The 23001-nt window shown below is 63.4% G+C and carries 24 protein-coding genes and 5 pseudogenes; 20 read left to right on the forward strand and 9 right to left on the reverse strand.

The genetic code is table 11. The features are described from left to right. Window positions 1-66: 66 nt before the first annotated feature. Window positions 67-981: an SDR family oxidoreductase gene (locus tag NL154_RS05000; RefSeq protein WP_434733691.1), complete on the forward strand. Its 915-nt coding sequence runs from the start codon at window positions 67-69 to the stop codon at window positions 979-981. Here NL154_RS05000 and NL154_RS05005 read toward each other — a convergent pair. Together NL154_RS05005 and NL154_RS05010 are read right to left on the reverse strand one after the other, a co-directional pair. Next, the gene (locus NL154_RS05005) at window positions 972-1136 is read right to left on the reverse strand and encodes a hypothetical protein (RefSeq protein WP_176439425.1); all 165 of its coding nucleotides are present in this window, start codon (window positions 1134-1136) and stop codon (window positions 972-974) included. The genes NL154_RS05000 and NL154_RS05005 overlap by 10 nt on opposite strands. A 39-nt stretch (window positions 1137-1175) precedes the next feature. Beyond that, a complete protein-coding gene (locus NL154_RS05010; protein ID WP_210628586.1) occupies window positions 1176-1493 on the reverse strand; it encodes a hypothetical protein in 318 nt (105 codons plus the stop codon). A 30-nt stretch (window positions 1494-1523) separates the two neighbouring features. Here NL154_RS05010 and NL154_RS05015 point away from each other — a divergent pair, with 30 nt between their 5' ends. Then, window positions 1524-1688, forward strand: coding sequence for a hypothetical protein (locus NL154_RS05015; protein WP_210628585.1), 165 nt, complete (start codon window positions 1524-1526; stop codon window positions 1686-1688). Window positions 1689-1694: 6 nt separating this feature from the next. Here the strand turns inward: NL154_RS05015 and NL154_RS05020 are convergent, their stop codons facing one another. The 3 genes from NL154_RS05020 to NL154_RS05030 form a co-directional block, all read right to left on the reverse strand. After that, complete coding sequence (locus NL154_RS05020; protein WP_210628584.1) at window positions 1695-2075, reverse strand: VOC family protein; 381 nt, start codon at window positions 2073-2075, stop codon at window positions 1695-1697. 164 nt (window positions 2076-2239) lie between these two features. Next, window positions 2240-3145: a S1C family serine protease gene (locus tag NL154_RS05025; RefSeq protein ID WP_210628583.1), complete on the reverse strand. Its 906-nt coding sequence runs from the start codon at window positions 3143-3145 to the stop codon at window positions 2240-2242. Between the two features lie 149 nt (window positions 3146-3294). Continuing rightward, window positions 3295-4239 carry an AraC family transcriptional regulator gene (locus tag NL154_RS05030; protein WP_221124234.1) on the reverse strand — a complete coding sequence of 315 codons (945 nt, stop codon included), beginning with the start codon at window positions 4237-4239 and terminating at the stop codon, window positions 3295-3297. A 114-nt stretch (window positions 4240-4353) separates the two neighbouring features. On the opposite strand from NL154_RS05030, the pseudogene NL154_RS05035 reads away from it, so the two are divergent. From NL154_RS05035 to NL154_RS05045, 3 genes and pseudogenes are all read left to right on the forward strand, one after another. Beyond that, window positions 4354-5319 (forward strand): annotated as a pseudogene (locus tag NL154_RS05035) (SDR family NAD(P)-dependent oxidoreductase). Window positions 5320-5427: 108 nt separating this feature from the next. Then, window positions 5428-6831 carry a PLP-dependent aminotransferase family protein gene (locus NL154_RS05040; protein WP_210628580.1) on the forward strand — a complete coding sequence of 468 codons (1404 nt, stop codon included), beginning with the start codon at window positions 5428-5430 and terminating at the stop codon, window positions 6829-6831. A gap of 220 nt (window positions 6832-7051) precedes the next feature. Then, complete coding sequence (locus tag NL154_RS05045; RefSeq protein ID WP_210628579.1) at window positions 7052-7420, forward strand: DUF983 domain-containing protein; 369 nt, start codon at window positions 7052-7054, stop codon at window positions 7418-7420. 2 nt (window positions 7421-7422) lie between these two features. Here NL154_RS05045 and NL154_RS05050 read toward each other — a convergent pair. Together NL154_RS05050 and NL154_RS05055 are read right to left on the reverse strand one after the other, a co-directional pair. After that, window positions 7423-7578 (reverse strand): annotated as a pseudogene (locus tag NL154_RS05050) (LysR family transcriptional regulator); the annotation flags it as partial. After that, window positions 7575-7669, reverse strand: a pseudogene (locus NL154_RS05055) (glutathione S-transferase); the annotation flags it as partial. The pseudogenes NL154_RS05055 and NL154_RS05050, both read right to left, overlap by 4 nt. On the opposite strand from NL154_RS05055, the pseudogene NL154_RS05060 reads away from it, so the two are divergent. Then, window positions 7666-7923: pseudogene (locus NL154_RS05060) on the forward strand (DUF1348 family protein); the annotation flags it as partial. The pseudogenes NL154_RS05055 and NL154_RS05060 sit on opposite strands and share 4 nt — an antisense overlap. A 20-nt stretch (window positions 7924-7943) precedes the next feature. Then, entirely contained in the window at window positions 7944-8504 is a 561-nt protein-coding gene (locus NL154_RS05065) for a TetR/AcrR family transcriptional regulator (protein WP_210628578.1), read from the forward strand. A gap of 9 nt (window positions 8505-8513) precedes the next feature. On the opposite strand, the gene NL154_RS05070 is transcribed toward NL154_RS05065, so the two are convergent. Further along, window positions 8514-8675, reverse strand: coding sequence for a hypothetical protein (locus NL154_RS05070; RefSeq protein ID WP_434734165.1), 162 nt, complete (start codon window positions 8673-8675; stop codon window positions 8514-8516). 156 nt (window positions 8676-8831) lie between these two features. On the opposite strand from NL154_RS05070, the pseudogene NL154_RS05075 reads away from it, so the two are divergent. Next, a pseudogene (locus NL154_RS05075) lies at window positions 8832-9526 on the forward strand (hypothetical protein). A gap of 13 nt (window positions 9527-9539) precedes the next feature. Continuing rightward, a complete protein-coding gene (locus NL154_RS05080; RefSeq protein WP_434733692.1) occupies window positions 9540-9845 on the forward strand; it encodes a Dabb family protein in 306 nt (101 codons plus the stop codon). 262 nt (window positions 9846-10107) lie between these two features. Here the strand turns inward: NL154_RS05080 and NL154_RS05085 are convergent, their stop codons facing one another. Further along, a complete protein-coding gene (locus tag NL154_RS05085) occupies window positions 10108-11331 on the reverse strand; it encodes an MFS transporter (protein ID WP_434733693.1) in 1224 nt (407 codons plus the stop codon). Window positions 11332-11834: 503 nt separating this feature from the next. On the opposite strand from NL154_RS05085, the gene NL154_RS05090 reads away from it, so the two are divergent. The 11 genes from NL154_RS05090 to NL154_RS05140 all read left to right on the forward strand — a co-directional run bounded on the left by NL154_RS05090 (window position 11835) and on the right by NL154_RS05140 (window position 22905). Further along, entirely contained in the window at window positions 11835-12083 is a 249-nt protein-coding gene (locus NL154_RS05090) for a hypothetical protein (RefSeq protein WP_210628575.1), read from the forward strand. Between the two features lie 53 nt (window positions 12084-12136). After that, a complete protein-coding gene (locus NL154_RS05095) occupies window positions 12137-12808 on the forward strand; it encodes a response regulator transcription factor (protein WP_085777499.1) in 672 nt (223 codons plus the stop codon). Beyond that, entirely contained in the window at window positions 12798-14201 is a 1404-nt protein-coding gene (locus NL154_RS05100) for a sensor histidine kinase (RefSeq protein WP_064706664.1), read from the forward strand. Before NL154_RS05095 ends, NL154_RS05100 begins: the two co-directional genes overlap by 11 nt. 118 nt (window positions 14202-14319) lie before the next feature. Next, window positions 14320-14745, forward strand: coding sequence for a hypothetical protein (locus NL154_RS05105; protein ID WP_210628574.1), 426 nt, complete (start codon window positions 14320-14322; stop codon window positions 14743-14745). Window positions 14746-14843: 98 nt separating this feature from the next. Next, window positions 14844-15974 carry a c-type cytochrome biogenesis protein CcmI gene (gene ccmI / locus NL154_RS05110; protein ID WP_210628573.1) on the forward strand — a complete coding sequence of 377 codons (1131 nt, stop codon included), beginning with the start codon at window positions 14844-14846 and terminating at the stop codon, window positions 15972-15974. Further along, on the forward strand, window positions 15971-16453 hold the full coding sequence (gene ccmE / locus NL154_RS05115; protein WP_210633354.1) for a cytochrome c maturation protein CcmE: 483 nt from the start codon (window positions 15971-15973) through the stop codon (window positions 16451-16453). The genes ccmI and ccmE overlap by 4 nt, the downstream gene beginning before the upstream one ends. Then, entirely contained in the window at window positions 16450-18444 is a 1995-nt protein-coding gene (locus NL154_RS05120; RefSeq protein ID WP_434733694.1) for a heme lyase CcmF/NrfE family subunit, read from the forward strand. Before ccmE ends, NL154_RS05120 begins: the two co-directional genes overlap by 4 nt. Then, on the forward strand, window positions 18441-18902 hold the full coding sequence (locus tag NL154_RS05125; protein ID WP_434733695.1) for a cytochrome c-type biogenesis protein: 462 nt from the start codon (window positions 18441-18443) through the stop codon (window positions 18900-18902). The genes NL154_RS05120 and NL154_RS05125 overlap by 4 nt, the downstream gene beginning before the upstream one ends. 178 nt (window positions 18903-19080) lie before the next feature. Further along, a complete protein-coding gene (locus tag NL154_RS05130) occupies window positions 19081-20673 on the forward strand; it encodes a Do family serine endopeptidase (protein ID WP_210628569.1) in 1593 nt (530 codons plus the stop codon). A gap of 67 nt (window positions 20674-20740) precedes the next feature. After that, window positions 20741-21496 carry a response regulator transcription factor gene (locus NL154_RS05135; protein ID WP_405047691.1) on the forward strand — a complete coding sequence of 252 codons (756 nt, stop codon included), beginning with the start codon at window positions 20741-20743 and terminating at the stop codon, window positions 21494-21496. Further along, on the forward strand, window positions 21493-22905 hold the full coding sequence (locus NL154_RS05140) for a sensor histidine kinase (protein WP_434733696.1): 1413 nt from the start codon (window positions 21493-21495) through the stop codon (window positions 22903-22905). The genes NL154_RS05135 and NL154_RS05140 overlap by 4 nt, the downstream gene beginning before the upstream one ends. The last annotated feature ends 96 nt before the right edge of the window (window positions 22906-23001 follow it).

The raw sequence follows: 23001 nt of genomic DNA on the forward strand, positions 1-23001 counted from the left end.
CGTTTATATTCAACCAAAGCCAGTCGCAGTCGGCCGGCTCCCGGTTCTAGCGTGGAGGATGGAGACGTGACAGCGGACTTGCGCGAAAAAGTGGCCTTGGTGGCGGGCGCCACGCGTGGCGCCGGCCGAGGCATTGCGGTCGAACTCGGTGCTGCCGGCGCCACCGTCTATGTCACCGGCCGCACGACACGCGCCCAGCAGTCCGACTATGCCCGGCCCGAGACGATCGAGGAAACGGCCGAACTGGTGACGTCGGCGGGCGGCAAGGGCATTGCCGTACAGGTCGATCATCTCGTTCCGCATGAGGTCGAGGCGCTCGTCGCCCGCATCCGGGCGGAAGCCGGCCGGCTCGACATCCTCGTCAACGACATCTGGGGCTGCGAGAAGCTGTTCGAATGGGACAAGGCGGTCTGGGAGCATTCGCTGGACAAGGGCCTGCGCATGCTGCGGCTCGGCATCGAGACGCATTTGATCACCGCCCATTACGCGCTGGCGCTGATGATCGAGCGGCCGGGCGGGCTGCTGGTGGAGGTAACCGACGGCACGGCCGAATACAACGCCGCGCATTACCGGCACTCGCCGTTCTACGACCTCGTCAAGACCGGCGTCACCCGCATGGCCTGGGCGCATGCCCAGGATCTGGCCAGACACGGCGCCACCGCCGTTTCGATCACGCCCGGCTGGCTGCGCTCCGAAATGATGCTGGAGGCCTATGGCGTGAGCGAGGAGAATTGGCGCGACGCGACCGGGGTGCAGCCGCATTTTGCCATTTCTGAAACCCCGCGTTTCGTCGGCCGTGCGGTAGCGGCCCTGTCAGCCGATCCCGACCGCGCCCGCTGGAACGGCCAGTCGCTGTCGAGCGGCGGGGTGGCGAAGGCCTATGGTTTCGACGATGTTGACGGTTCGCGGCCGGATTGTTGGCGTTACCTAGTGGAAGTGCAGGAACGGGACAAACCGGCTGACGTAACTGGCTACCGGTGAGGCTGACCGCCGCCCTTGGGCGCGCTGCTGCCATGAGGCGCCGTTTGGGCCGCCGTCTTCATCTGCCCGGCGAAGCTGGTTTCCGGCTTCGTCGCCAGCTTGTCCTTCTTCGGCTTGCGGGCCTCGCGATTGCTTCTCAGCTGTCCCTTTGCCATGGATGGATCTCCCTTTAGATCGGAATTGAAAGCCACGCACTACCGGCCTGCGGAATTGCCCGGCCGCGTCGGTCGGCGCTCGCGCGGCAATCCCTGGATCGCATAGCGGTTACAGACGGGGGTGACCGGTTTCTGTTGCTTCTTCGGTCTGCCGAAATGGTATTCGAGCGCCCGCAAGAGCATGGCCGGCGAGGTGACGCCCTCCTGGAACAGCTTGATCAGCAGCATGGCTGCGGCGTTGCAGGTCTGTTCGTCGCCGGCCGGTATTCTTGCTTTGTAGCCCGCGGTGTCGAGCACACCCTGAAGCATATCGAGATCGGATGACGTCAGATAGGGCTTATCGGAAGTGGAAGACATCGAAGTCCTCCTTTCGTCGGGGCGGGGGTTATGAAACCCTCAGTCGGCAGCGCCCGTGCGATGGCTGCCGAAGCCGAAACAATGCGCCTTTCGCTGGGGCAACGCAACGGGATTTTTGCGGCTGGCGGACGGGTGAGGGCTGCCCTCGGCCCGGCGGCCGCAAGGGTGATGGCGATCTCCAGAGCTACGGCCTGACGGCCGTTATATCTCGCCTTTGTGGAAATAGGCTTCGAGGCGATAGCCGTCCGGATCGATGACGAAGGCGGCGTAATAGAAGCGGCCGTAATCCGGGCGGATACCCGGTTCACCGTTATCCGTGCCGCCGGATTCGATCGCAGCCGCATAAAACGCGTCGACCGCGGCCTCGTTCGGGGCGACGAAGCAGAAATGCAGCCCGGATTGCATGTCGGCCACAACGGGATGGGCAACCTGCATCACCCAAAGGCCGACCTGTTCCGAACCGTAGCCGATCATGCCGTCGGAATTCGACAGGCGCTCATATCCGAGCGGCGCCAGCGCTGCGTCGTAGAAGCGGCGGGCTCTTTCGAGATCTTTGACGCCGATGGAGATATGATCGAACATGGACCGCAAACTCCGTTGATCCCAGGATTGACGGCAGCATCTTTCAATGGCAGTTCCGAGTCAACGAACGAACTTGGCTCGCTCGTAGGTGGGCCGCATACCGGACCGGCCTGTGAAGCCAGCCGCGGTTTCAGTCTTCGACGGCAGTCACGCGCGATGCGGCCCTATTGCAGCTGCGGCTTTTTCAGAAAGCTGTTGCGGTCGGCGGATTTGATCCGCAGCCAGGCTTCCCGGCCGTTGCGCAGAATTCGCATCGGAATCTCGGCGCCGGCCGGGCCGCTGCTCCAGAGCTTTCGGTAGAAATCGGCCAGGCCATCGACCTCCTCGTCGCGGATTTCCGAAATGATGTCGCCCTGACGTAGGCCGGCCTCGGCGGCCGGACCGCCTTCGGCGACGCTCATCACCACCACGCCACCACTGCTTTCGGCGGAGAATGCGCCGAGCCAGGGCCGCGGCGGCTTGTTGACCTGGCCGCGGTTCAAGAGATCGTCCAGGATCGGCGGCAGTAGATCAATCGGAACGACCATGTTGATATCGGCGACCTCGCCGTCCTGGCTCATCTGCAGGCGAAGCGAACCGATGCCGAGAAGCTTGCCGTCCGCGCCGATCAGGGCTGCGCCGCCCCATGCGGGATGGGCCGGCGCAGTAAAAATCGCCTCCTCCAGCAGATATTCCCAATAACCGGCGAATTCCTGTCGGGCCACGATACTTGCCTGGACATATTCGCCGATGCCGTCGGCAAGCACGACGGGATCGCCGGGCTTTGCCGCGGCCGCATCGCCAAAATCCACTGCTGGCGCGTTCAGGACGCCGAGCGCCTGCACCAGCCCGAACCCGCTCTCCTGGTCATAGGCAAGCGGATGGGCGGGAACCACCCGGCCGTCCAGCGTCGTCAACCAGACTTCGTCGGCCTCGGTGATGAGGTAACCAATCGTCAGCACCAATCCATTGTCGCGGATGACCACGCCGCTGCCCTCACGGATGGTTCCCAGCGTCTCCGCCGTGAAGGCATCTTCCGGAATGGAGGAGCGGATGCCCACGATTGACCGCAAGATGGGATTGATATTCATGCTTTCATCCTAATGGAGTGCCGGTACGGAATAAGACCGGCACATTCATTCTTGGATAGGTAAGAGAGTGGGCGACGGGTGCAAGACCGTGTCAAACGGAATCTCCGCCGGCCGATGCGCGATTGCCCGCTAATGGCACACGATCAGGTTCATCGAGCGCCAACCTCATTTCGCATGGTATCGCCGACCTGCTGAGCGGCACCATATTGCCGAGGTGAGCACCCCATGACCCGTTTGAAAGCGGTGCTGAAGGCGCTTTCCGAATCATAACCGAGCGACAGGCCGACGCTCGCAATTGCTTCGGCCGGATTTGCCAGCCGGTCTGCCGCGACAAGCATGCGCCAGCGCGTCAAATAATCCATCGGCGCCAGCCCGACCTTTGCCTTGAAATGGAGGGCAAAGGTGGACCGAGACATCGACGCCCGTTCGGCCAGCAACTGCAACGTCCATTTGCGTGCCGGATCGGCATGCATGGCCGCGAGCGCCGCTCCGATCCGCCTGTCGGTGAGTGCGAAAAGCCAGCCGACGCCGCGGGCATCCGGCGATGCGATATGGAGGCGCAACACCTGCATGAGCATCACATGCGCGAAATGCTCTGCCATCAGAAAACCGCCGGGTTGTCGGTCGCGCAGTTCGCGCGTCATCCGATCGAGCGACCAGCGCAGCACGGCGGCGTGATCGGAATCCCTTTTCACATGAACGATTGTCGGGAGGATGCCGAGAAGGATGTCGGAGTTTCCTCCCGAAAAGGAAAAACGGCTGCCAATCAGGAAGAAATCGCCCCCGCCGTTGCAGGTCGCAATTCCATCGCGGGCAATCGAATAGATCGCCTCGCATGGCATCGCTTCGACAGATGGATCACTGGCGAGACGAAAAGCCCGGCGGCTTGTCAGGAGAAAGCAGTCGCCTTCCTCCAGCCGGACGGACTCGGCAACGCCATCGACGCTGAGCCAGCACGCCCCGGAAATGACCGCGTTGAACTTGATGCCTTCAGGAGGTGGAAAATCGAGCGCCCAGGCGCCGCCGGCATTCAGTCCCGCGGAGACATAGCTTCGAGGTTTGAGCAATGCGAGGACATTGGATAAAGGGTCCATGCGGAAATTCCGGACGATAACGAAGAGGTGACGGACTCTAGCGCATGGATCGTCTGATCGCCACGCCCTATCCTCGCGACTGTCCTACTAGAAACGTTAATGAAGGCAATTATCATGAATGATAAGCAAGTCCCTATCGGCTCCGGCTTCGGAGCCCGCACGACCGCTGTCGAGGTCGTGGCCGGCCTTGATCTTTCCCGCAAGTGCGCCGTCATCACGGGCGGCCATTCCGGCCTCGGGCTGGAGACCACACGCGCTCTGGCTGGCGCTGGCACTAGGGTAATCATCGGGGCAAGGAACATTGACGCGGCCCGAGACGCCGTTGCCGGCATCGATGGCGTACAGGTCGAACGGCTGGATCTCTCCAATCTGGAAAGCGTCCGCCGCTTCGCCCAGCGCATCGTCACGGCCGGCCGCAGCATCGATATTCTGATCAACAGCGCCGGCATCATGGCCTGCCCGGAGACCCGCGTCGGCGATGGCTGGGAGGCGCAATTCGCAACGAATCATCTGGGCCATTTCGCTTTGGTTAACAGCCTTTGACCGGCATTGTCGCGGAATGCGCGTATCGTTTCGGTTTCATCAGGCGGCCATCGGATCTCCGGCATCCGATGGGACGACCTGCAGTTCGAGACTGGCTACGACAAATGGCAAGCCTATGGGCAGTCGAAGACAGCCAATGCGCTTTTCGCCCTGCATCTGGACAGGCTCGCGCGCGGCGTTGGTATCCGCGCGTTTTCGCTGCACCCGGGCAAGATCCTCACGCCACTGCAGCGGTATCTTTCACGAGAGGAAATGGTGGGTGCGGGGTGGATCGACTCGAACGGCAATCCGATCGACCCGACATTCAAGACGCCGTCGCAAGGCGCCGCTACCCAGCTATGGGCGGCGACCTCACCTCAGCTCGAGGGTATGGGAGGCCTCTATTGCGAAGATTGCGATGTGGCGAACAGGGCGATCGATGGGAAGCCGGGCGGCGTGAGCGATCACGCCGTTGACCCCGAGCAGGCCGAGCGGCTGTGGGCCCTGTCGGCCAGGCTGAGCGGCATCGACGCCTTCGCGTCACCATCAATGCGGTGAGACATCCAGTCGGCGTCGGCTTCCGTCGCGGAGGCTGACTTTTTTCGTGACAGTGGGGAGATGCAACAATATACGGTCAATGCTTCCATTATGTTGATCGGATCAAGAATGAAAGACTGGCATCCCGACCTGAGCCGCAGCAGCAGCCCGCGTTACATGGCGATCGCCGATCTGATCGAAATGGATCTGCGCAGCGGGCATCTGGCGGTCGGTGACCGGCTGCCGCCGCAGCGCGAACTTGCCAAACGGCTGAACGTCGATTTCACTACGGTGGCGAGAGGTTACGTCGAGGCGCAGAAGCGCGGCCTGGTGGATTCCCATGTCGGCCGAGGCACTTTCGTCACCGGCGCGGCGATCAAACACCGCCAGGACTGGGGCGTCGGCGCCGCACCCGACCCCCGGCGAGCGGCCGTCGTCGACTTCTCGATGAACCTGCCGCCGGAACCTGACGATCCGGAACTGATCGCCCGCATGCGCGAGGGCATGTCGGCGGTGGCGGCGAGCCTGATCCCGCTTCTGCGTTATCAAGGCTTCGGCGGTTCCGGCATGGACAAGGAGGCCGCCGCCGCCTGGCTCGGCCGCCGCGGTCTGACGCCTTCGCAGGAGCGGATCTTCGTCACGCCGGGCGCCCATCCGGCCCTTCTGGCGATCTTCGGCCTCCTGGCAAAGCCCGGCGAGACCGTGATTTCGGAAATCGTCACCTATCCCGGCATGCGCTCGATCGCAGCCCAGTTGCGGCTCAATCTTGCCGGCCTGCCGATGGACGGAGACGGGATCCGGCCCGATGCTTTGGCCTCGGCCTGCGAGCGGTTGAAGCCGAAGGCGCTCTACCTCAATCCGACGCTGCAGAACCCGACGACGTTGACGATTCCAGCTGGCCGCCGCGAGGAAATCGCAGCTGTCGCCCGCAAATATCGTCTGCCGATCGTCGAGGACGATGCCTACGGCTTCATTCCGCAGGAAGGGCCTGCGCCGCTTGCGGCAACGGCGCCCGAGCTGACCTGGCATATCGGCGGCCTGGCGAAATGCCTCGGCGCCGGCCTGCGCCTTGCTTATGTCGTGGCTCCGGACACCAGGGCAGTGTGGCCCTTCGTCGGCGCCATGCGCGCCAACAATGTCATGGCCTCGCCGTTGAATATGGCGCTCGCCACCCGCTGGATCGAGGACGGCACGGCCGATGCGATCCTCCGCTTCATCCGCGCCGAGGCGGGCGCCCGCCAACAGATGGTCGCCGCCATCCTGCCCGCCGGCAGCTACCGCGCCGATCCGATCAGCTTCAATATCTGGCTGCCTTTGGCCCACGGCTGGACCCGTTCCACGTTCGGCAGCCATATGCATTCCTCCGGCATCGGCGTGGTGGCAAGCGATGCCTTCGCGGTCGAGGGCGCCGCACCCGAGGCCGTCCGCGTCTGCCTCGGCGGCCCGATCGCCCGGGCAAAATTGCAGGGCGCATTGGAGTTCATGGCCCATGCGCTGGAAGGCCCGCCGGAAATGGCGGGTTCGTTCTTCTGATCCGGCGATATCGCGGCTGAGCCTGCTAGAAGAAAAACGGAATTGGTCTAGGCGGGACGCTCTTCGAATGGATTTACGACAAGCCGCGACCGGTCCTTGACCGGTTGACTTGCTTGTGCGGCAATCTGGCAGATTGATTGGTCTATTCCATATAATGTATTTATATTGAATGCACTCATTATGCGGCATTGACTGAGCCGCGAGATAGGACAAGGTCATCATGGATACCGAATATCCCCCGCTTCCTCCGATGCAGACCGGCATCAGGGGACGCTGCCCGCGCTGCGGCCAAGGCCATATGTTCAAAGGCTTCCTGACGCTGCAGCCGCAGTGCGAAGCCTGCAGTCTCGATTATTCTTTCGCCGATCCGGCCGACGGCCCGGCCTTTTTCGTCATCTGCTTCGCCTGCATCCCGAGCGTGCTGCTCGGCGTCTGGCTGGAGGTGGCATTCGCGGCGCCGATCTGGGTGCAGCTTCTCGTCACCGGTCCCTTCATGCTCGCCACCTGCATTCCGCCGCTCCGGCCGCTGAAAGGCTGGCTGGTCGCCAGCCAGTATTTCTACAAGGCGGAAGAAGGCAGGCTTGCCTAATGCTATTTCAGCGTTGCGCGCAGGCGCGGCGTTGCGAAATTGATGAGGGCGCGCAGTTTCAGCGGCACCAGCCCCCGCGAGGGATAGACAAGATGCACCGGCGCCGGCTGCGGTTCGAAATCGGCAAGCAGCGGCACCAGCAGGCCTGCCTTCGCGGCACCTGACCAAAGGGATTGAGCTTGCGGAAATCCGGCGTCTTGTGGGCGCACCTGCCGCCAAATCGACCTCGACCATTTCATAGGGCACACCAGCTGATCAAGGAAATCTGGGCCTTTGCCGATAATCGCATCGCCGTGCGCTTTGCCTATGAATGGCACGAGGACAGCGGCAACTGGTTTCGCTCCTACGGCAATGAGAATTGGGAATTCGACGCCACCGGCTTGATGCAGCGCCGTTTTGCCTGCATCAACGATCTGCCGATCCGGGAAACGGAGCGCAAATATCACTGGCCGCTTGGCCGGCGGCCGAACGACCATCCCGGCCTGACCGGGCTCGGCCTTTAGAATGGGATGAACTTGGACCGGTGAAGACCGTCTACGAACGCGCCGACATCGTACCGCTGCTCGCGGAAGCCTTCCGCGAGCTCGGCTATGAGGGCGCCACGCTCAGCCGCATCACCGAACGCACCGGAATTGGCAAGGGCAGCCTTTATCACTTCTTCCCCGGCGGCAAGGAGGAGATGGCCGGCGCCGTGCTCGCCGATGTCGGTGCCTGGTTCGAGCAGGCGATCTATCGGCCGCTGAGGAATGACGACGCCCGCCAGGCGATTGCGGCGATGTGGATCAATGTCAATGACTACTTCCGCGCCGGCGGCCGCATCTGCCTCGTCGGTGCCTTCGCGCTCGACGACACCCGCGATCGGTTTTCGTCTGCGATCGCCGATTATTTCTTCCGCTGGATCGAGGCGTTGAGTTCGGCGCTGACGCGGGCTGGCTGTGCTGAAACAGAGGCGCAGACGCTTGCTGAGGAAGGCGTCTGCGGCATTCAAGGCGCGCTGGTGCTGTCGCGCGCGCTCAGAGATGGAACGGTCTTCGCCCGGTCGCTAGAAACGCTGGCGAGCCGGCTTGAGGCTGCGACGCGATGAGGGCAGGCCTTACATCTGCACCGCTTTGCCTGTATCCCTCAGCGCTGTTGTTGTGGCTCCCGGATCGGGGCGGGCATTCTCGCGCTCAAGGCGAATCTGGCGCCACTCATTTTCCATCTGGTCGAGGACATGCTGGGGAATGGTGGTCTGTGTGTTGGCCGGCGCCTGCATCGGAAGTCTCCTCTTGTGGTGGTAAGGCTTCAGGGCAAGAAAATGCATTGCACAAGACAAAAGGCGTGTAAATCAGGGGCTTAGACACTTCAAACGATTAAGTTTATTTTAATCGATTAAGACGGTTTTAACCGTGGTGTTCACGGGGAGCGCGGAATGGTTGTCCACATGGACCGGGTATTCTTTTTTGATGCGGTGCAGCAAGAGCTCTTCAAAGGAGAGCTGACTCAGCCTCAGGTAGTGGGGATGACGGCGATTCTCGATGCCTGGGAAAAGCGCTCTGTTGAGGCCGACCGCCGGTGGCTCGCCTATATCCTCGCTACCGCCTTTCATGAGACCGCCTATACGATGCAGCCGGTGCGTGAGACGCTGGCGGAAAGCGATATGCGCGCGGTCGAGAAATTGGAGGCAGCCTTTGCCGCAGGCCGGCTCTCCTGGGTGAAGACACCCTACTGGCGGCCGGATGAGGATGGCCGCTGCTGGCTCGGACGCGGCCTGGTGCAGCTCACCCACAAACGAAATTATGAGGCGATGAGCGTGCTGACCGGCATCGATCTGGTTGCCGATCCCGATCGGGCGATGGAGATGGAGGCGGCGGTGACGATCCTGATCGAAGGCATGCTGCAGGGCAGCTTTACCGGCCACAAACTCGCCGATCACCTGAATGCGACGACCGAGGACTGGGTCAATGCGCGCCGCATCGTCAACGGCACCGACCGGGCCGAGAAGCTTGCGGGTTACGCCATGGCCTTCCATGCGGCACTGCGTCCGGATGCCGCGTAGGGCCGGCCGCGCGGTTGAAGGCCCGCCGCGCGCATGTTATCGCGCGGGCAAACCCCTCTGGAATCTGACAGGAGCTTCCGCGTGATCCGCCATATCGTCTTCTTCACCGTGCAGGAGGAACATCTGGATGAGGTGAGGGCGGGTCTTTCAATCCTGACCGCCATTCCATACCCGCGCCTGCTGGAAATCGGCACCAATGTGAAGACCGATCAGCTCGGCACCGAGATCGATCTCGTGGTCTATGGCGAATTCGACGATGAGGCGGCTCTCGCTGCTTATAAGGCGCACCCCGATTACCAGCGTTCGATCGAGCGCGTGCGCCCGCTCCGGGAAAAACGCATCGCTGCCGATTACGACAGCCGCACGGCCGTGACGCGGCCGCTCTGACGCCGGCCATCTTCCGGTCGCCGCGCTTGGGACGATCGTGGAAATCGCCGTTTGTTTTCAGAGAGATGAGCGATTTTTCGGATTCAAGTCGTTGCGACACGGACCGACCTTCTGAGACACCGGAATCACTTTTCGAGAAACCCGCCGCAAGGGACTCAAAAGACTCGCCGATCGCGACGGGCATGGCTCGTCGGAACAGCTGCAGCGGTCTGAAGATGCTGATCGAGAGATGTTCGGAACCGCTGACCTCCAGGCCCGAGCCTCACGAAACGACCGGGCTCGGCTCCGGTGCCCCGGCGCCCCGCACCAGCGTCATCAGCATCAGCACGAGAGTGAGCGCGAAAGCTGAGAGAACGGCGCAGGCGAGCAGCGCCGGACCGGTGCCGGCGCGATCTAGAATGGCGGTGAAGACGACGGGAGCGATGGCGTTGGCGAGGTTCTGCGGCAGTGACAGCCGGGCCGAATGCAGGCCGAATTCGCTCGGCGAGAACAGCGCCAGCGGTAGCAGGGCCCGGGCGACGGCCGTGACGCCCGAGCCGAAGCCGTAAAGCAGGATGAAAGTGACGAGGACCGGCGTCGATGGGCCGGCTGTCAGCATGATCAGAAAGCTGATCACCGTCAGGCTGATGCCCATGACGGCGCTGAGGATGGGGTTGCCGCGGCGGCCGAGCAGCATGTCGAGGAAACGGGCCGAGATGCCGAGGGCGCCGCGCGCCGAGCCGAGCTGCAGCGCCAGGGCCGGTGAAGCCCCGGACTGGCGGAAGATTTCGAGCAGCGATGGGGCGATGCCGAAGGTGACGAAGGTCGAGATCGTTGTCACCGCGGCAATCAACAGGAAGGCCTTGCGCTGAGCCGTCTTCGACAATGGCACCGGCGGGATCTCCGCCGCGCTGCTCTCGGCATGCCTCACGATCGGCTTCGGCAGAGCGAAAAGATGCAGCGGGAGGCAGACGAAGAATTGCAGCGCCGCGCAGAAAACAAAGGTGAGCTGCCAGCCGACCGCCTCGTTGAGCAGGCTGAGGATTGGCCAGAAGATGGTGCTCGATAGCCCGGTGAACAGCATGAGGATGGCGATGACTCGTTTGCCGTTTGGCCCTTCGCGTTCGACGACGGCGGTATAGGCCGGTGCCGAGAGACCCAATGCGCCGCCGATGCCGATGACGAGCCAGGCGGCGGCGTAGAGCAGGATGCCGTTTGCCACCGCCAGCAGAGAGAGGCCGAGCGCGAAGATCAGCGAGGCGGCCGAAAGCACCCGGGCAGCGCCGTAGCGGCCGAGCCAACGGCCGGTCGTCGGGCCGGCGATGGCGCTGACCACCATCATGAGCGGCAGGCCGGCAAAGATCACCTCGTTCGCCACGCCGAGAGCCGGCGCCACGGCGCGGCCCATGACGCCGAGCATGTCGAACGTCGTGCCCCAGCCGATCAGCTGGGTAACGGCAAGCACGGTGACCGTCTGCGCCGAACGGAAGCGGAAGGAATTTGGCATCGGGGCTGAAAGGGTCTGAAATGCGGGGGCCAGCAAGGGATAGCAGTTTCAACCAGCCGGCGAAAGCTGCGATCGGCAATTCCGCTATGCCTGCCGCCTGCGTCTCTTTTTTTGAACGATGAAAAGATGCACGGATGACATGAGGGATCGGTACAATTTGAGGACGACCCGCTGTGCCCCTGCCGCGTGCCGCCACCGGCCGGTCTATCGTGGTTGAACGACCTGGCCGATTCGGAAGCGACGACCGCGGTGGAGTGGCCGGTTTTGCATGCTTGCCGGAGGCGCTGGCCAACATCTGGTTGCCAGGGGTGGGACGCCTCGTTTTCAGGCGCAGGGAGGACCAGCGGCATTTGCGGCAGCAGCGGATTCCAAGGGCAGAAATCGATTGCCCCAAGCAGTCGAGAACCGTTCTAAACGCCCTGTATTACAGCGCATTCATTTGCCATTCAGGTCGCTTGAGTACATATTCGCAGCAAGTTGGAATTACCTTGAAAGCGTAAGACATGGCCTTTCCTCTGAGCGTCGCAGTAGTGGCCGCCGGACTGGTGGTATCGGCGCCCTCACCGGATGGCGCAGGCGCCCTCGTCCTGCGCGTGGCTGGCGATTGCAGCGCCGCCGCAGCCCAGGTCGTCGAACAGACGGGCGGGCAGCTCCTGTCCGTGCAACCGGTGGGCGATAGCTGTATCATTACCGTTCTCGTGTCGGGCAATGGCCAGCGTCCACGCAAGGTAACGGTAAAGGTTCCGATGTAAGCGGAATCGGTCTATTCAAACACGATCGATTTGAAGCGGACGAAGGCGGACCGATGCGCATCCTGGTAATCGAAGACGACGTCAACCTGAACCGGCAGCTGACCGATACGCTGAAGGAGGCGGGTTATGTCGTCGACCAAGCGTTCGACGGCGAAGAGGGCCATTTCCTCGGCGACACCGAACCCTATGACGCTATCATCCTCGATATCGGCCTGCCGGAGATGGACGGCGTCACCGTGCTGGAAAAATGGCGCGGCGCCGGCCGCGGCATGCCGGTTCTGATCCTGACGGCGCGCGACCGCTGGAGCGACAAGGTCGCCGGCATCGACGCCGGCGCCGACGACTATGTCACCAAGCCCTTTCACGTCGAGGAAGTTCTGGCGCGCATTCGGGCCCTGATCCGGCGCGCGGCCGGCCATGCCTCTTCCGAGATCGTCTGCGGGCCGGTGCGGCTCGACACCAAATCCTCAAAGGCGACGGTCAACGGCACGACGCTGAAGCTGACCTCGCACGAATATCGCCTGCTCGCCTATCTCATGCATCACATGGGCGAGGTCGTTTCGCGCACGGAGCTGGTCGAGCACATGTACGACCAGGATTTCGACCGCGATTCCAACACGATCGAGGTCTTTGTCGGCCGTCTGCGCAAGAAGATGGGCGTCGACCTGATCGAAACGGTGCGCGGTCTCGGCTACCGCATCCAAGCGCCGAAACATGCGAATTAAGTCGCTCACCGCACGCGTGTTGCTGCTGACCACGGTCTGGTCGACGGTGGCGCTTGTGGTGATCGGCCTGCTGATCTCCACGCTCTATCGCAAGAGCGCCGAACGCGGTTTCCAGGATCTGCTGCGGGCGCAGCTCTATAACGTCATCAATTCGGTGACGATCGGCGATCAGGGCGCGTTGAGCGGCAGCCCGCAGCTCGGCGATCTGCGCTTTGCCCAGCCGAAGACCGGCTGGTACTGGGTGGTCGAGCCGCTCGGCACTTATACCACTGCGCCGCTGGTCTCGCCCTCGCTCGGCTCGGCGCTCATTCCGGTACCCTCCGTCGTCGAGGCGCCTTTCGACAAGAATTACGAGCGCTACTACCAGGTGACGGACGCCTCCGGGAACCGCGTGCAGGTGGCCGAGACCGAAGTGGTGCTCGACACCGACGGGCGCGCGGCGCGCTTCCGCGTCACCGGCAATGTCGACGTCGTCGAGGATGATGTCCGCACCTTTTCGCACAGCCTCTATCTGGCGCTCGCCGGTTTCGGCGTCGGTAGCCTGATCGTCAATGCGCTGGCGATCCTTTACGGCCTGAAACCGCTCGACAAGGCGCGCGCAGCATTGGAGCGCATTCGAGCCGGCGAGAGCGAGCAGCTGAAGGGTGACTTCCCGCGCGAGATCCTACCGCTCGCCAACGAGGTCAACGCGCTGATCGACAGCAACCGCCGCATCGTCGAGCGGGCGCGCATGCAGGTCGGCAACCTGGCGCACTCACTGAAAACGCCGATCGCGGTTCTCCTCAACGAGGCGCGGGTGCTGGAGAAATCCCATGGCGAGCTGGTGCGCAGTCAGGCGGAATCGATGCAGGGGCAGGTGCAATCCTATCTCAACCGCGCCCGCATCGCCGCGCAGCGCGAATCCGTGCTCGCCCGCACCGACGCCGAGCCGGCGCTGGAACGGCTGGTGCGCGTCATGCGCCGCCTGAATGTCGACACCGAATTCGATCTCGTCGTCTCGCCGCCGCATCTTGCCGTCGCCATGGAACAGCAGGATCTCGAGGAAACCGTGGGCAATCTCCTGGAAAACGCCGCGCGTTTCGCCAAGAGCAGGGTGCGGCTTTCGGCCGTCGAAGCCGGCGAGGACGTGAAAGGGGCGGAGGCGAGCGCCCGCCGGCGCTGGGTGGAGCTTGCCGTCGAGGATGACGGGCCCGGCCTTGAGCCCGACCAGATCCGCGAGGCGCTGAAGCGTGGCCGCAGGCTCGATGAAAGCAAGCCCGGAACCGGCTTGGGCCTTTCGATCGTCACCGAGATTTCCAACGAATACCAGGGAAGGCTCGAACTGTCCCGCGGCGAATGGGGCGGGCTGAAGGCGAAGCTTATCCTGCCCGGCGTCACAAAGGATGTTGCATGACCAACTGCTTGATGTCACAAGGATACTGGCAAATGTATAGCATGCTTTGCCATAAAGCTGACACGGGGACGCTGCACTTCGATCGGCTGAATTTGACCTCTGATCGTGGTTCGACGCAATGATTCTACGCGCGCAAGGCATGATGGTTTCCATCCTTCTTCTCGCCGTCCCGCTCACCGGCTGCACGACGACGAAGGGTGCCGCTTCGCGCGGCATTTTTTCGAGCAAACCCTCGGCGTCGGCCGCCTTCATCACCGCGCTCCAGGGCGGCATCGTCGGCCGCAGCGGCGTGAGCTTGAGCGATAGCGACAAGCAGCGGGCGCTCGAGGCGGAGTATCGGGCGCTGGAAGGGGCGGCGGTCGGCCAGCCGGTGGTCTGGAGCGGCAAGGACGTGACAGGCAAGGTCGTGGCGGCCGCACCCTATCAGGTCGGCTCGCAGAATTGCCGGCAATATACCCATACGCTGACCGTCGACGGCAAGGAAACCGTGGCTCGGGGTGCAGCCTGCCGCAATGAGGACGGCAGCTGGTCGCCGCTCGGCTGAGGTGGTTTTCAGCGTGAATTGCGGCGAATAGCCTCAAATCTTCGTCATTCCGGCTTTGGCAGTTGGAATAGGCGTGAGCTTCACGTATTTGGGCCGATATGCTGTTCTGGATTCTCGTTGCCGTTCTGACGGCAGCCGTCGCTGTCATCCTGCTCTACCCCCTTCTGCGTGGTGCGAAGGCGGCGCAGAACAGCCGTGCCGGCGAGGCGGCAGTCTACCGCGACCAGTTGCGCGAACTCGACCGCGACCTTGCCGGCGGGCTGATCACGCCTGAGGAGGCTGATTACGCCAGGGCCGAAATCGGCCGGCGGCTGATCGCCGCCTCTGCCGGCGAGCCGGAGACGATGGAGAAACCCGCACGGCATCATCGTCTCACTGAAGTCTTCGTTCTCTTGATCCTGCCGGTGCTCGGGCTCTGTCTTTATTTGACGACGGGCAGGCCGGATCTGCCGTCGCAGCCGCTGGAGGCGCGGTTGGAAAACCCCGGCGACGACGTGGCGGTGCTGATCGCCAAAGCGGAGCGGCATCTGGCTCAGAATCCCGACGACGGCAAGGGCTGGGACGTATTGGCGCCGATCTATTTCCGCACGATGCGGATGGCCGATGCTGAGGTGGCCTACCGCAATGCGATCCGGCTTCTCGGCCCAAGCCCGATCCGGCTCGACGGCCTTGCCGAAACGCTGATGGCGGTCTCCGACGGCGTCGTGACGGACGAGGCGCGTCAGGTGCTGGAACAGTCGCTGACGCTGGAGCCCGACAATCCGCGTGCCCGCTTCTACATCGCGCTCAGCATGGAGCAGGCCGGAAGGGCCAACGAGGCGCGCCAGGCCTTCGAGGCACTGGCGCAGCAATCGCCGGCCGATGCGCCCTGGCTGCCGCTGGTCAATGAACATATCGCCAAGAACGGCGGCGAGGTCGCCCCGCCGGCGGCGCCCGGCGGACCGACATCGGAAGACGTAGCGGCGGCTGAAAACATGAAGGCCGGCGATCGTCAGCAGATGATCCGCGGCATGGTCGAAAGCCTCGATGCCAAGCTCAGCGAGGATCCCAACAATTTCGAGGGATGGATGCGGCTCGTCCGCTCTTACGCCGTATTGAACGATAAGGATCGCGCAGCCGACGCCCTGAGGCGTGGGCTGGCCGCCTTTCCGCCGTCCGGTGAGCAGGGCCGGCAATTGCTGGCGCTTGCCAGGGAACTTGGCATTGCCACGGAGGGGATAACGCGATGACGCGCAAGCAGAAGCGCCTTGCGGTGATCGCTGGCGGGATGAGTTTCATCCTTGCGGCGGTGCTTTTGGTGATGTTCGCTTTCAGCCAGTCGGTGGCCTATTTCTACATGCCGGCCGATCTGGCCAAGACGCCGGTGGCGCCGGAGACCCGCATCCGGCTGGGCGGCCTGGTCGGAGCGGGCAGCGTCGTGCGCGGCGCCGGTTCGACGGTGGAGTTTTCCGTCACCGACGGCAGCGCCAATGCGGTGAAGGTTCAATATACCGGCATCCTGCCCGATCTGTTTCGTGAGGGCCAGGGTGTCGTCACCGAAGGCATGTTTACACCAGGCACGAATGTCTTCGTTGCCGACACCGTGCTGGCCAAGCATGACGAGACCTATATGCCGAAGGAGGTGGCCGACAAGCTGAAGCAGCAGGGGCTGTGGCAGGAAGGCCAAGGGGGAGCCGGTCAGGGACAGGAGGCGAAGGCGACGCCATGATCATCGAGATCGGCCATTACGCTTTGGTGCTGGCGCTGGCGACGGCGCTGATCGTCTCGATCGTGCCGGTGATCGGCGCCCGCCGCCATGACCCGGCGATGATGGATGTGGCGAGCGTCGGCTCGCTGGTCATGTTTGCGCTCGTCGCCTTTGCCTTTGCCGTGCTGACCTATGCCCATGTCGTCTCCGACTTCTCGGTCGAGAACGTCTGGGAGAATTCGCATTCGCTGGTGCCGCTGATCTACAAATATTCCGGCGTCTGGGGCAATCACGAGGGATCGATGATGCTCTGGCTGCTGATCCTGGCGCTGTTCAGCGCCCTGGTCGCGATCTTCGGCGCCAACCTGCCGGAGACGCTGAAGGCCAATGTGCTGGCCGTGCAGGCCTGGATCTCGCTCGCCTTCACGCTGTTCATTCTCTTGACCTCCAATCCCTTCCTGCGGCTCGATCCGGCCCCGGCCGAGGGCCGCGACCTCAATCCGGTGCTGCAGGATATCGGCCTCGCCATCCACCCGCCGCTGCTCTATCTCGGCTATGTCGGCTTTTCCGTCTGCTTCTCCTTTGCCGTCGCAGCCCTGATCGAAGGCCGCATCGACGCCGCCTGGGCCCGCTGGGTCAGGCCCTGGACGCTGGCCGCCTGGACCTGCCTGACATTAGGCATCGCCATGGGCTCCTACTGGGCCTATTACGAGCTCGGCTGGGGCGGCTGGTGGTTCTGGGACCCGGTGGAGAACGCCTCCTTCATGCCGTGGCTCGCCGGCACCGCGCTGCTGCATTCGGCCCTCGTCATGGAAAAGCGCGAGGCGCTGAAGATCTGGACGGTGCTGCTCGCCATCCTGACCTTCTCGCTGTCGCTGATGGGCACCTTCCTGGTGCGTTCCGGCGTGCTGACCTCGGTGCATGCCTTTGCCAGCGATCCCACCCGCGGCGTCTTCATTCTCTCCATCCTGCTGATCTTCATCGGCGGGGCGCTGTCGCTGTTTGCCCTGCGCGCCCCGAAGCTTGCGGCCGGCGGGCTGTTTGCGCCGATCTCGCGCGAGGGCGCGCTCGTCCTCAACAATCTGATCCTGACGGTTGCCTGCGGCACGGTGCTGACCGGCACGCTTTACCCGCTGCTGTTGGAGACGCTGACCGGCGACAAGATCTCCGTCGGGCCGCCCTTCTTCAACCTGACCTTCGGCCTCTTGATGGCGCCGCTGCTCGTCATCGTGCCGTTCGGGCCGCTGCTGGCCTGGAAGCGCGGCGATCTGCTCGGCGCCCTGCAGCGGCTCTATGTCATCGCGGCTCTCGCCTTCGCCGCCGCGGTCGTCTTCTTCTATCTCCAGCATGGCGGGCCGGTGCTCTCCGTGCTTGGGCTGGTGGCCGGCCTGTTCCTGATCCTCGGCGCCATTGCCGATCTCTGGTATCGCGCCGGCATCGGCAAGGTGGCGGGCGCCATCGCCTGGCGGCGCCTGAGCGGTCTGCCGCGCTCGGCCTTCGGCACCGCGCTTGCCCATGCCGGGCTCGGCGTCAGCGTGCTCGGCATCGTCGCCGTCACTACCTTCCAGAGCGAACATGTCGTCGAGATGAAGCCGGGTCAGACGGTCGATGCCGGCGGCTACAGCCTTGAGTTCGACGGCATGCGGTCGGGCAGGGGGCCGAACTACACCGAGGAGCGCGGCCACTTCACCATCCGGCGCGCCGGTGTCACCATTGCCGACACCTGGTCGGCCAAGCGGCTCTACACCGCCCGGCAGATGCCGACGACGGAGGCGGGCATCCTGACCTTCGGCCTCAGCCAGCTCTATGTCTCGCTCGGCGACGCCACCAAGGACGGCGGCATCGTCGTGCGCATCTGGTGGAAGCCGTTCATCCTGTGCATCTGGGGCGGGGCCTTGATCATGGCCGCCGGCGGCCTCGTCTCGCTGAGTGATCGGCGCCTGCGCGTCGGCGCCCCGCGGAGAAAGGCCAAGGCCAAACCGGCCGCGCCTGCCATGGAGCCGGCGGAATGATGCATTTCTCCCGTCTCCTCGTCGCCGTGTTCCTGTTCTTCGCACCCGTTTCCGCCTTCGCCGTCAATCCCGACGAGGTGCTGGCCGATCCGGCGCTGGAGGCTCGCGCCCGGGCGCTATCGGCCGAACTGCGCTGCATGGTCTGCCAGAACCAGTCGATCGACGATTCCAATGCCGAGCTCGCCAAGGATCTTCGCTTGCTGGTGCGTGAGCGCATCAGGAACGGCGACAGCGATGAGGCGGTGCTCAACTACATCGTCTCACGCTACGGCGAGTTCGTGCTACTGAAGCCGCGGTTCAGCATGAGGACGGTGTTGCTCTGGGGCGCCCCGGTGCTGCTGATCCTTGCCGGCGGCGTGTCGCTGCTCGTCTTTGCGCGCAAGAGGAGAGGCCGGCCGACTGGAAGCAAACTGACGCCGGAAGAGCAGGCGCGGCTGAGCGAGCTTTTGGATAAGTAACGTCTGACTAGCGATCCTTCGTCGCGATGGCTCGGATTCGCGCAAGCAGAGATCACAAACATTACCAACTTTTCATTGGCCGGACAGTTCGCAGTAAGGTGCCGCGTCCTATATCTTAAGTCATCGACTGATCCGGCGTCGCCGGTCTGAAGGTCTAAGAACAAGAGAAGGTGCTCCAATGCTGAAGAATTTCAACGGACGTCCGTCCCTCGCCACTGTGCTCAAGGCTTCTACCGTCGCCGGTATCGCAGCCGCTGTGCTCGCAACCGGCGTTCCGCTCGAAATCACCCGGTCTTACGCTGAAGCTGTCAAGGTTCAGGCGCCTGCCGTGCCGAGCTTCGCCAATGTCGTCGATGCCGTTTCGCCCGCCGTCGTCTCCGTTCGCGTCGAAAACCGCGTCAATCCCGTCGCCGACAATGACGGCTTCGCCTTCGATTTCAACGGCCGCGGCTTCGACGATCTGCCCGACGATCACCCGCTGAAGCGCTTGTTCCGTCAGTTCGGCCAGGATCCGAACGACCAGCAGGGCGGCCACCAGCGGCGCTTCGGCCAGAACGGTCCGGGCGGCCCGAATGGTCCCGGCGGCAAGGGCCGTCTGCGTCCGGTCGCTCAAGGCTCCGGCTTCTTCATCTCCGAGGACGGCTACATCGTCACCAACAACCACGTCGTTTCCGATGGTCAGGCCTTCGTCGCCGTCATGAATGACGGCACCGAACTCGACGCCAAGCTGATCGGCAAGGATCCGCGCACCGATCTCGCCGTGCTGAAGGTCGACGGCAAGGGCAAGAAGTTCACCTATGTCAACTGGGCCGACGACAACAATGTCCGCGTCGGCGACTGGGTCGTCGCCGTCGGCAACCCCTTCGGCCTCGGCGGCACCGTCACGGCCGGCATCGTCTCGGCCCGCGGCCGCGATATCGGTTCCGGTCCTTATGACGATTACCTGCAGGTGGATGCGGCCGTGAACCGCGGCAACTCCGGCGGCCCGACCTTCAACCTCAACGGCGAAGTCGTCGGCATCAACACGGCGATCTTCTCGCCCTCGGGCGGCAGCGTCGGCATCGCCTTCGCCATTCCGGCCTCGACCGCAAGGGACGTCGTTGCTGATCTGATGAAGGATGGCCAGGTTTCCCGCGGCTGGCTGGGCGTCCAGATCCAGCCGGTGACCAAGGATATCGCCGAGTCAATCGGACTTTCCGAGCCGAGCGGCGCTCTCGTTGTCGCCCCGCAGCCCGGATCGCCGGGTGACAAGGCCGGCATGAAGGCCGGTGACGTCGTCACGGCGCTCAATGGCGAAACGATCAAGGATGCCCGTGATCTCAGCCGCCGCATTGGTGCGATGCAGCCGGGCAGCAAGGCCGAGCTTTCGGTCTGGCGCGCCGGCAAGGCCCAGTCGCTCACGGTCGAACTCGGCACGCTGCCGGCCGATCAGAAGGATGCCAATGCCGATGACAACAACAATCAGCCGCAGCAGCCTGAGGCACCGGCTTCCGAGAAGGCGCTTGCCGATCTCGGTCTGACGGTTGGCCCCTCCGATGACGGCAAGGGCTTGGCGATCACCGGCATCGATCCCGACTCCGATGCCGCCGACAAAGGCATCAAGGAAGGCGAAAAGATCACCTCCGTCAACAATCAGGAGGTCTCCACCGCCGCCGATGTCGTCAAGGTGCTGAACCAGGCCAAGAAGGACGGCCGCACCCGCGCGTTGTTCCAGATCCAGTCCAGTGAAGGAAGCCGTTTCGTCGCGCTTCCGATCAACGGCCAGGGCTGATCCGCAAAGAAAACCGGAGCCGTGCGGACCGAGGTCCGCGCGGCTCGTTTCTTCTGACCTTTCAAGGATGATCGTGATGAGCGCTGCCCCGCAGCAGGATGCTTTGAGCCTTGCCGAAACCCAGCCGGTGGGTAATGTCGGCCGCATGAAGATTCTCATCATCGAAGATGATCTCGAAGCCGCGGCTTACCTCACGAAAGCCTTTCGCGAGGCGGGCATCGTCGCCGATCACGCCAGCGACGGCGAAGCCGGCTTGTTCATGGGGTCGGAGAACACCTACGACGTCATCGTCATCGACCGCATGCTGCCGCGCCGAGACGGACTTTCGGTCATCAGCGAGTTGCGTCGCAAGGGCATTCACACGCCGGTCCTCATCCTCTCGGCGCTCGGCCAGGTCGATGACCGCGTGACCGGCCTTCGTGCCGGCGGCGACGATTACCTGCCGAAGCCCTACGCTTTCAGCGAGTTGCTGGCGCGCGTCGAAGTGCTCGGCCGCCGCAAGGGCACGCCGGAGCAGGACGTCGTCTATCGCGTCGGCGATCTCGAACTCGACCGGCTCTCTCACGAGGTGCGCCGCGGCGGCAAGGAAATCCCGCTGCAGCCGCGTGAGTTCCGCCTGCTCGAATATCTGATGAAGAATGCCGGTCAGGTGGTGACCCGCACCATGCTGCTCGAAAACGTCTGGGACTATCATTTCGACCCGCAGACAAATGTCATCGACGTCCACGTCTCGCGCCTGCGCTCGAAAATTGAGAAGGACTTCAGCCAGCCGCTCCTCAAAACCATTCGGGGCGCGGGGTACATGATCAAGGATGAGGGATGAGCCGCTTCAGGGTTCTCTTCAAGTCCACTGCAGTCCGCCTTTCGGCACTCTACATTCTGCTCTTCGCCATCTGCGCCGCGACGCTCGTCTTCTATGTGACGGCGATGTCGGAACGGCTGCTGACAGGCCAGATCCGCGACGCCGTCCGGCAGGAGGTGGAGCAGGTGCAGCGCGCCTACGATACAGGCGGCATGAACCTTCTGCTGCGCACGATGGAACGGCGTGCCCGTCAGCCCGGGGCCAATCTCTACATCATTGCCGGTCCCTCGGGCGATATTCTCGCCGGCAATGTCGCATCGGTGCAGCCCGGTGTCTTCGAGGAGGTCGGCTGGACCTCGGCTCCCTTCTCCTATCAGCGTTATACGGACGGCGGCGGTGTCGAGCGCCGGCACAAGGCGATCGCCAACATTTTCGTGCTCGACAACGGCTTGAGAATTCTCGTCGGCCGCGATCTCGGCGATCCCGAGCGTTTCCGCCTGCTGGTGCGCCAGGCACTGATGGTGGCTTTGGCGATCATGGGGCTCGGTGCGATCATCATCTGGTTCGGCATCGGCCGCAATGCGCTGAAACGCATCGACCGCATGTCGGATGCGAGCAAGAAGATCATGGCGGGCGATCTGTCGCAGCGCTTGCCGGTCGGCGGATCCGGCGACGAATTCGACCGGCTGTCTATGTCGTTGAACACCATGCTCGAACGCATAGAGAAGCTCAATGAAGGCCTGCGGCAGGTCTCCGACAACATTGCCCATGATCTGAAGACCCCCTTGACGCGGCTGCGCAACAAGGCCGCCGATGCGCTCGATATGACAGATGGCGACACACGGCGTGCGGCGCTGGAAGGCATCATTTCCGAATCGGATCAACTGATCCGCACCTTCAACGCCCTGCTGATGATCTCCCGCGTCGAGGCCGGATCGGTCGCGGCGGAAATGTCGCCGGTCGAGCTTTCGGCCATCGTCTCCGACAGCGCCGAGCTTTACGAACCGGCGGCCGAGGAAGCCGGGCTCGGCCTCATCGCCAGCGTCGAGCCCGGTGTCGAGGTACAGGGCAATCGCGAGCTGATCGGCCAGGCGATCTTCAACCTGCTCGACAATGCGATCAAATATTCCTCCGATACGGAAGGAGCAGGTGTGGTGTCGCTGAAGCTTGCCCGCCGCCCGGACGGCATCTGCTTGTCGGTGTCTGACCACGGGCCGGGCGTTCCGGCCGACAGACGCGACGACGTGGTGAAGCGCTTCGTTCGCCTCGACGAGAGTCGTTCAAAGCCGGGTACAGGGCTCGGGCTTTCTCTGGTGGAAGCCGTCATGGAGCTGCATAACGGTCGGCTGGAACTCTCCGACACTGATCCCGACAAGCCGGAACAGCGCGGATTGACCGTCAGCATGATCTTCCCGGCCAAGGCTGCCTGAAGTCCCGAAATGCGATAGGCTGAATCGCGTATTGGCGGTTTTCCGCCGGGACCCTAAGTTAACCCGGAACGAAGGCGACGACCGCGATTCCAGGTA

The organism is Rhizobium sp. YTUHZ044, assembly GCF_051123975.1.
Lineage (GTDB): Bacteria > Pseudomonadota > Alphaproteobacteria > Rhizobiales > Rhizobiaceae > Rhizobium.

Excerpts from the sequence above, each read along its gene's own strand:
- NL154_RS05005 (WP_176439425.1), bottom strand. The coding sequence starts at position 1,136 with ATGGCAAAGGGACAGCTGAGAAGCAATCGCGAGGCCCGCAAGCCGAAG.
- NL154_RS05010 (WP_210628586.1), bottom strand. The coding sequence starts at position 1,493 with ATGTCTTCCACTTCCGATAAGCCCTATCTGACGTCATCCGATCTCGAT.
- NL154_RS05015 (WP_210628585.1), top strand. The coding sequence starts at position 1,524 with ATGAAACCCTCAGTCGGCAGCGCCCGTGCGATGGCTGCCGAAGCCGAA.
- NL154_RS05020 (WP_210628584.1), bottom strand. The coding sequence starts at position 2,075 with ATGTTCGATCATATCTCCATCGGCGTCAAAGATCTCGAAAGAGCCCGC.
- NL154_RS05025 (WP_210628583.1), bottom strand. The coding sequence starts at position 3,145 with ATGAATATCAATCCCATCTTGCGGTCAATCGTGGGCATCCGCTCCTCC.
- NL154_RS05030 (WP_221124234.1), bottom strand. The coding sequence starts at position 4,239 with ATGGACCCTTTATCCAATGTCCTCGCATTGCTCAAACCTCGAAGCTAT.
- NL154_RS05040 (WP_210628580.1), top strand. The coding sequence starts at position 5,428 with ATGAAAGACTGGCATCCCGACCTGAGCCGCAGCAGCAGCCCGCGTTAC.
- NL154_RS05045 (WP_210628579.1), top strand. The coding sequence starts at position 7,052 with ATGGATACCGAATATCCCCCGCTTCCTCCGATGCAGACCGGCATCAGG.
- NL154_RS05070 (WP_434734165.1), bottom strand. The coding sequence starts at position 8,675 with ATGCAGGCGCCGGCCAACACACAGACCACCATTCCCCAGCATGTCCTC.
- NL154_RS05085 (WP_434733693.1), bottom strand. The coding sequence starts at position 11,331 with ATGCCAAATTCCTTCCGCTTCCGTTCGGCGCAGACGGTCACCGTGCTT.
- NL154_RS05090 (WP_210628575.1), top strand. The coding sequence starts at position 11,835 with ATGGCCTTTCCTCTGAGCGTCGCAGTAGTGGCCGCCGGACTGGTGGTA.
- NL154_RS05095 (WP_085777499.1), top strand. The coding sequence starts at position 12,137 with ATGCGCATCCTGGTAATCGAAGACGACGTCAACCTGAACCGGCAGCTG.
- NL154_RS05100 (WP_064706664.1), top strand. The coding sequence starts at position 12,798 with ATGCGAATTAAGTCGCTCACCGCACGCGTGTTGCTGCTGACCACGGTC.
- NL154_RS05105 (WP_210628574.1), top strand. The coding sequence starts at position 14,320 with ATGATTCTACGCGCGCAAGGCATGATGGTTTCCATCCTTCTTCTCGCC.
- ccmI (WP_210628573.1), top strand. The coding sequence starts at position 14,844 with ATGCTGTTCTGGATTCTCGTTGCCGTTCTGACGGCAGCCGTCGCTGTC.
- ccmE (WP_210633354.1), top strand. The coding sequence starts at position 15,971 with ATGACGCGCAAGCAGAAGCGCCTTGCGGTGATCGCTGGCGGGATGAGT.
- NL154_RS05120 (WP_434733694.1), top strand. The coding sequence starts at position 16,450 with ATGATCATCGAGATCGGCCATTACGCTTTGGTGCTGGCGCTGGCGACG.
- NL154_RS05125 (WP_434733695.1), top strand. The coding sequence starts at position 18,441 with ATGATGCATTTCTCCCGTCTCCTCGTCGCCGTGTTCCTGTTCTTCGCA.
- NL154_RS05130 (WP_210628569.1), top strand. The coding sequence starts at position 19,081 with ATGCTGAAGAATTTCAACGGACGTCCGTCCCTCGCCACTGTGCTCAAG.
- NL154_RS05135 (WP_405047691.1), top strand. The coding sequence starts at position 20,741 with ATGATCGTGATGAGCGCTGCCCCGCAGCAGGATGCTTTGAGCCTTGCC.
- NL154_RS05140 (WP_434733696.1), top strand. The coding sequence starts at position 21,493 with ATGAGCCGCTTCAGGGTTCTCTTCAAGTCCACTGCAGTCCGCCTTTCG.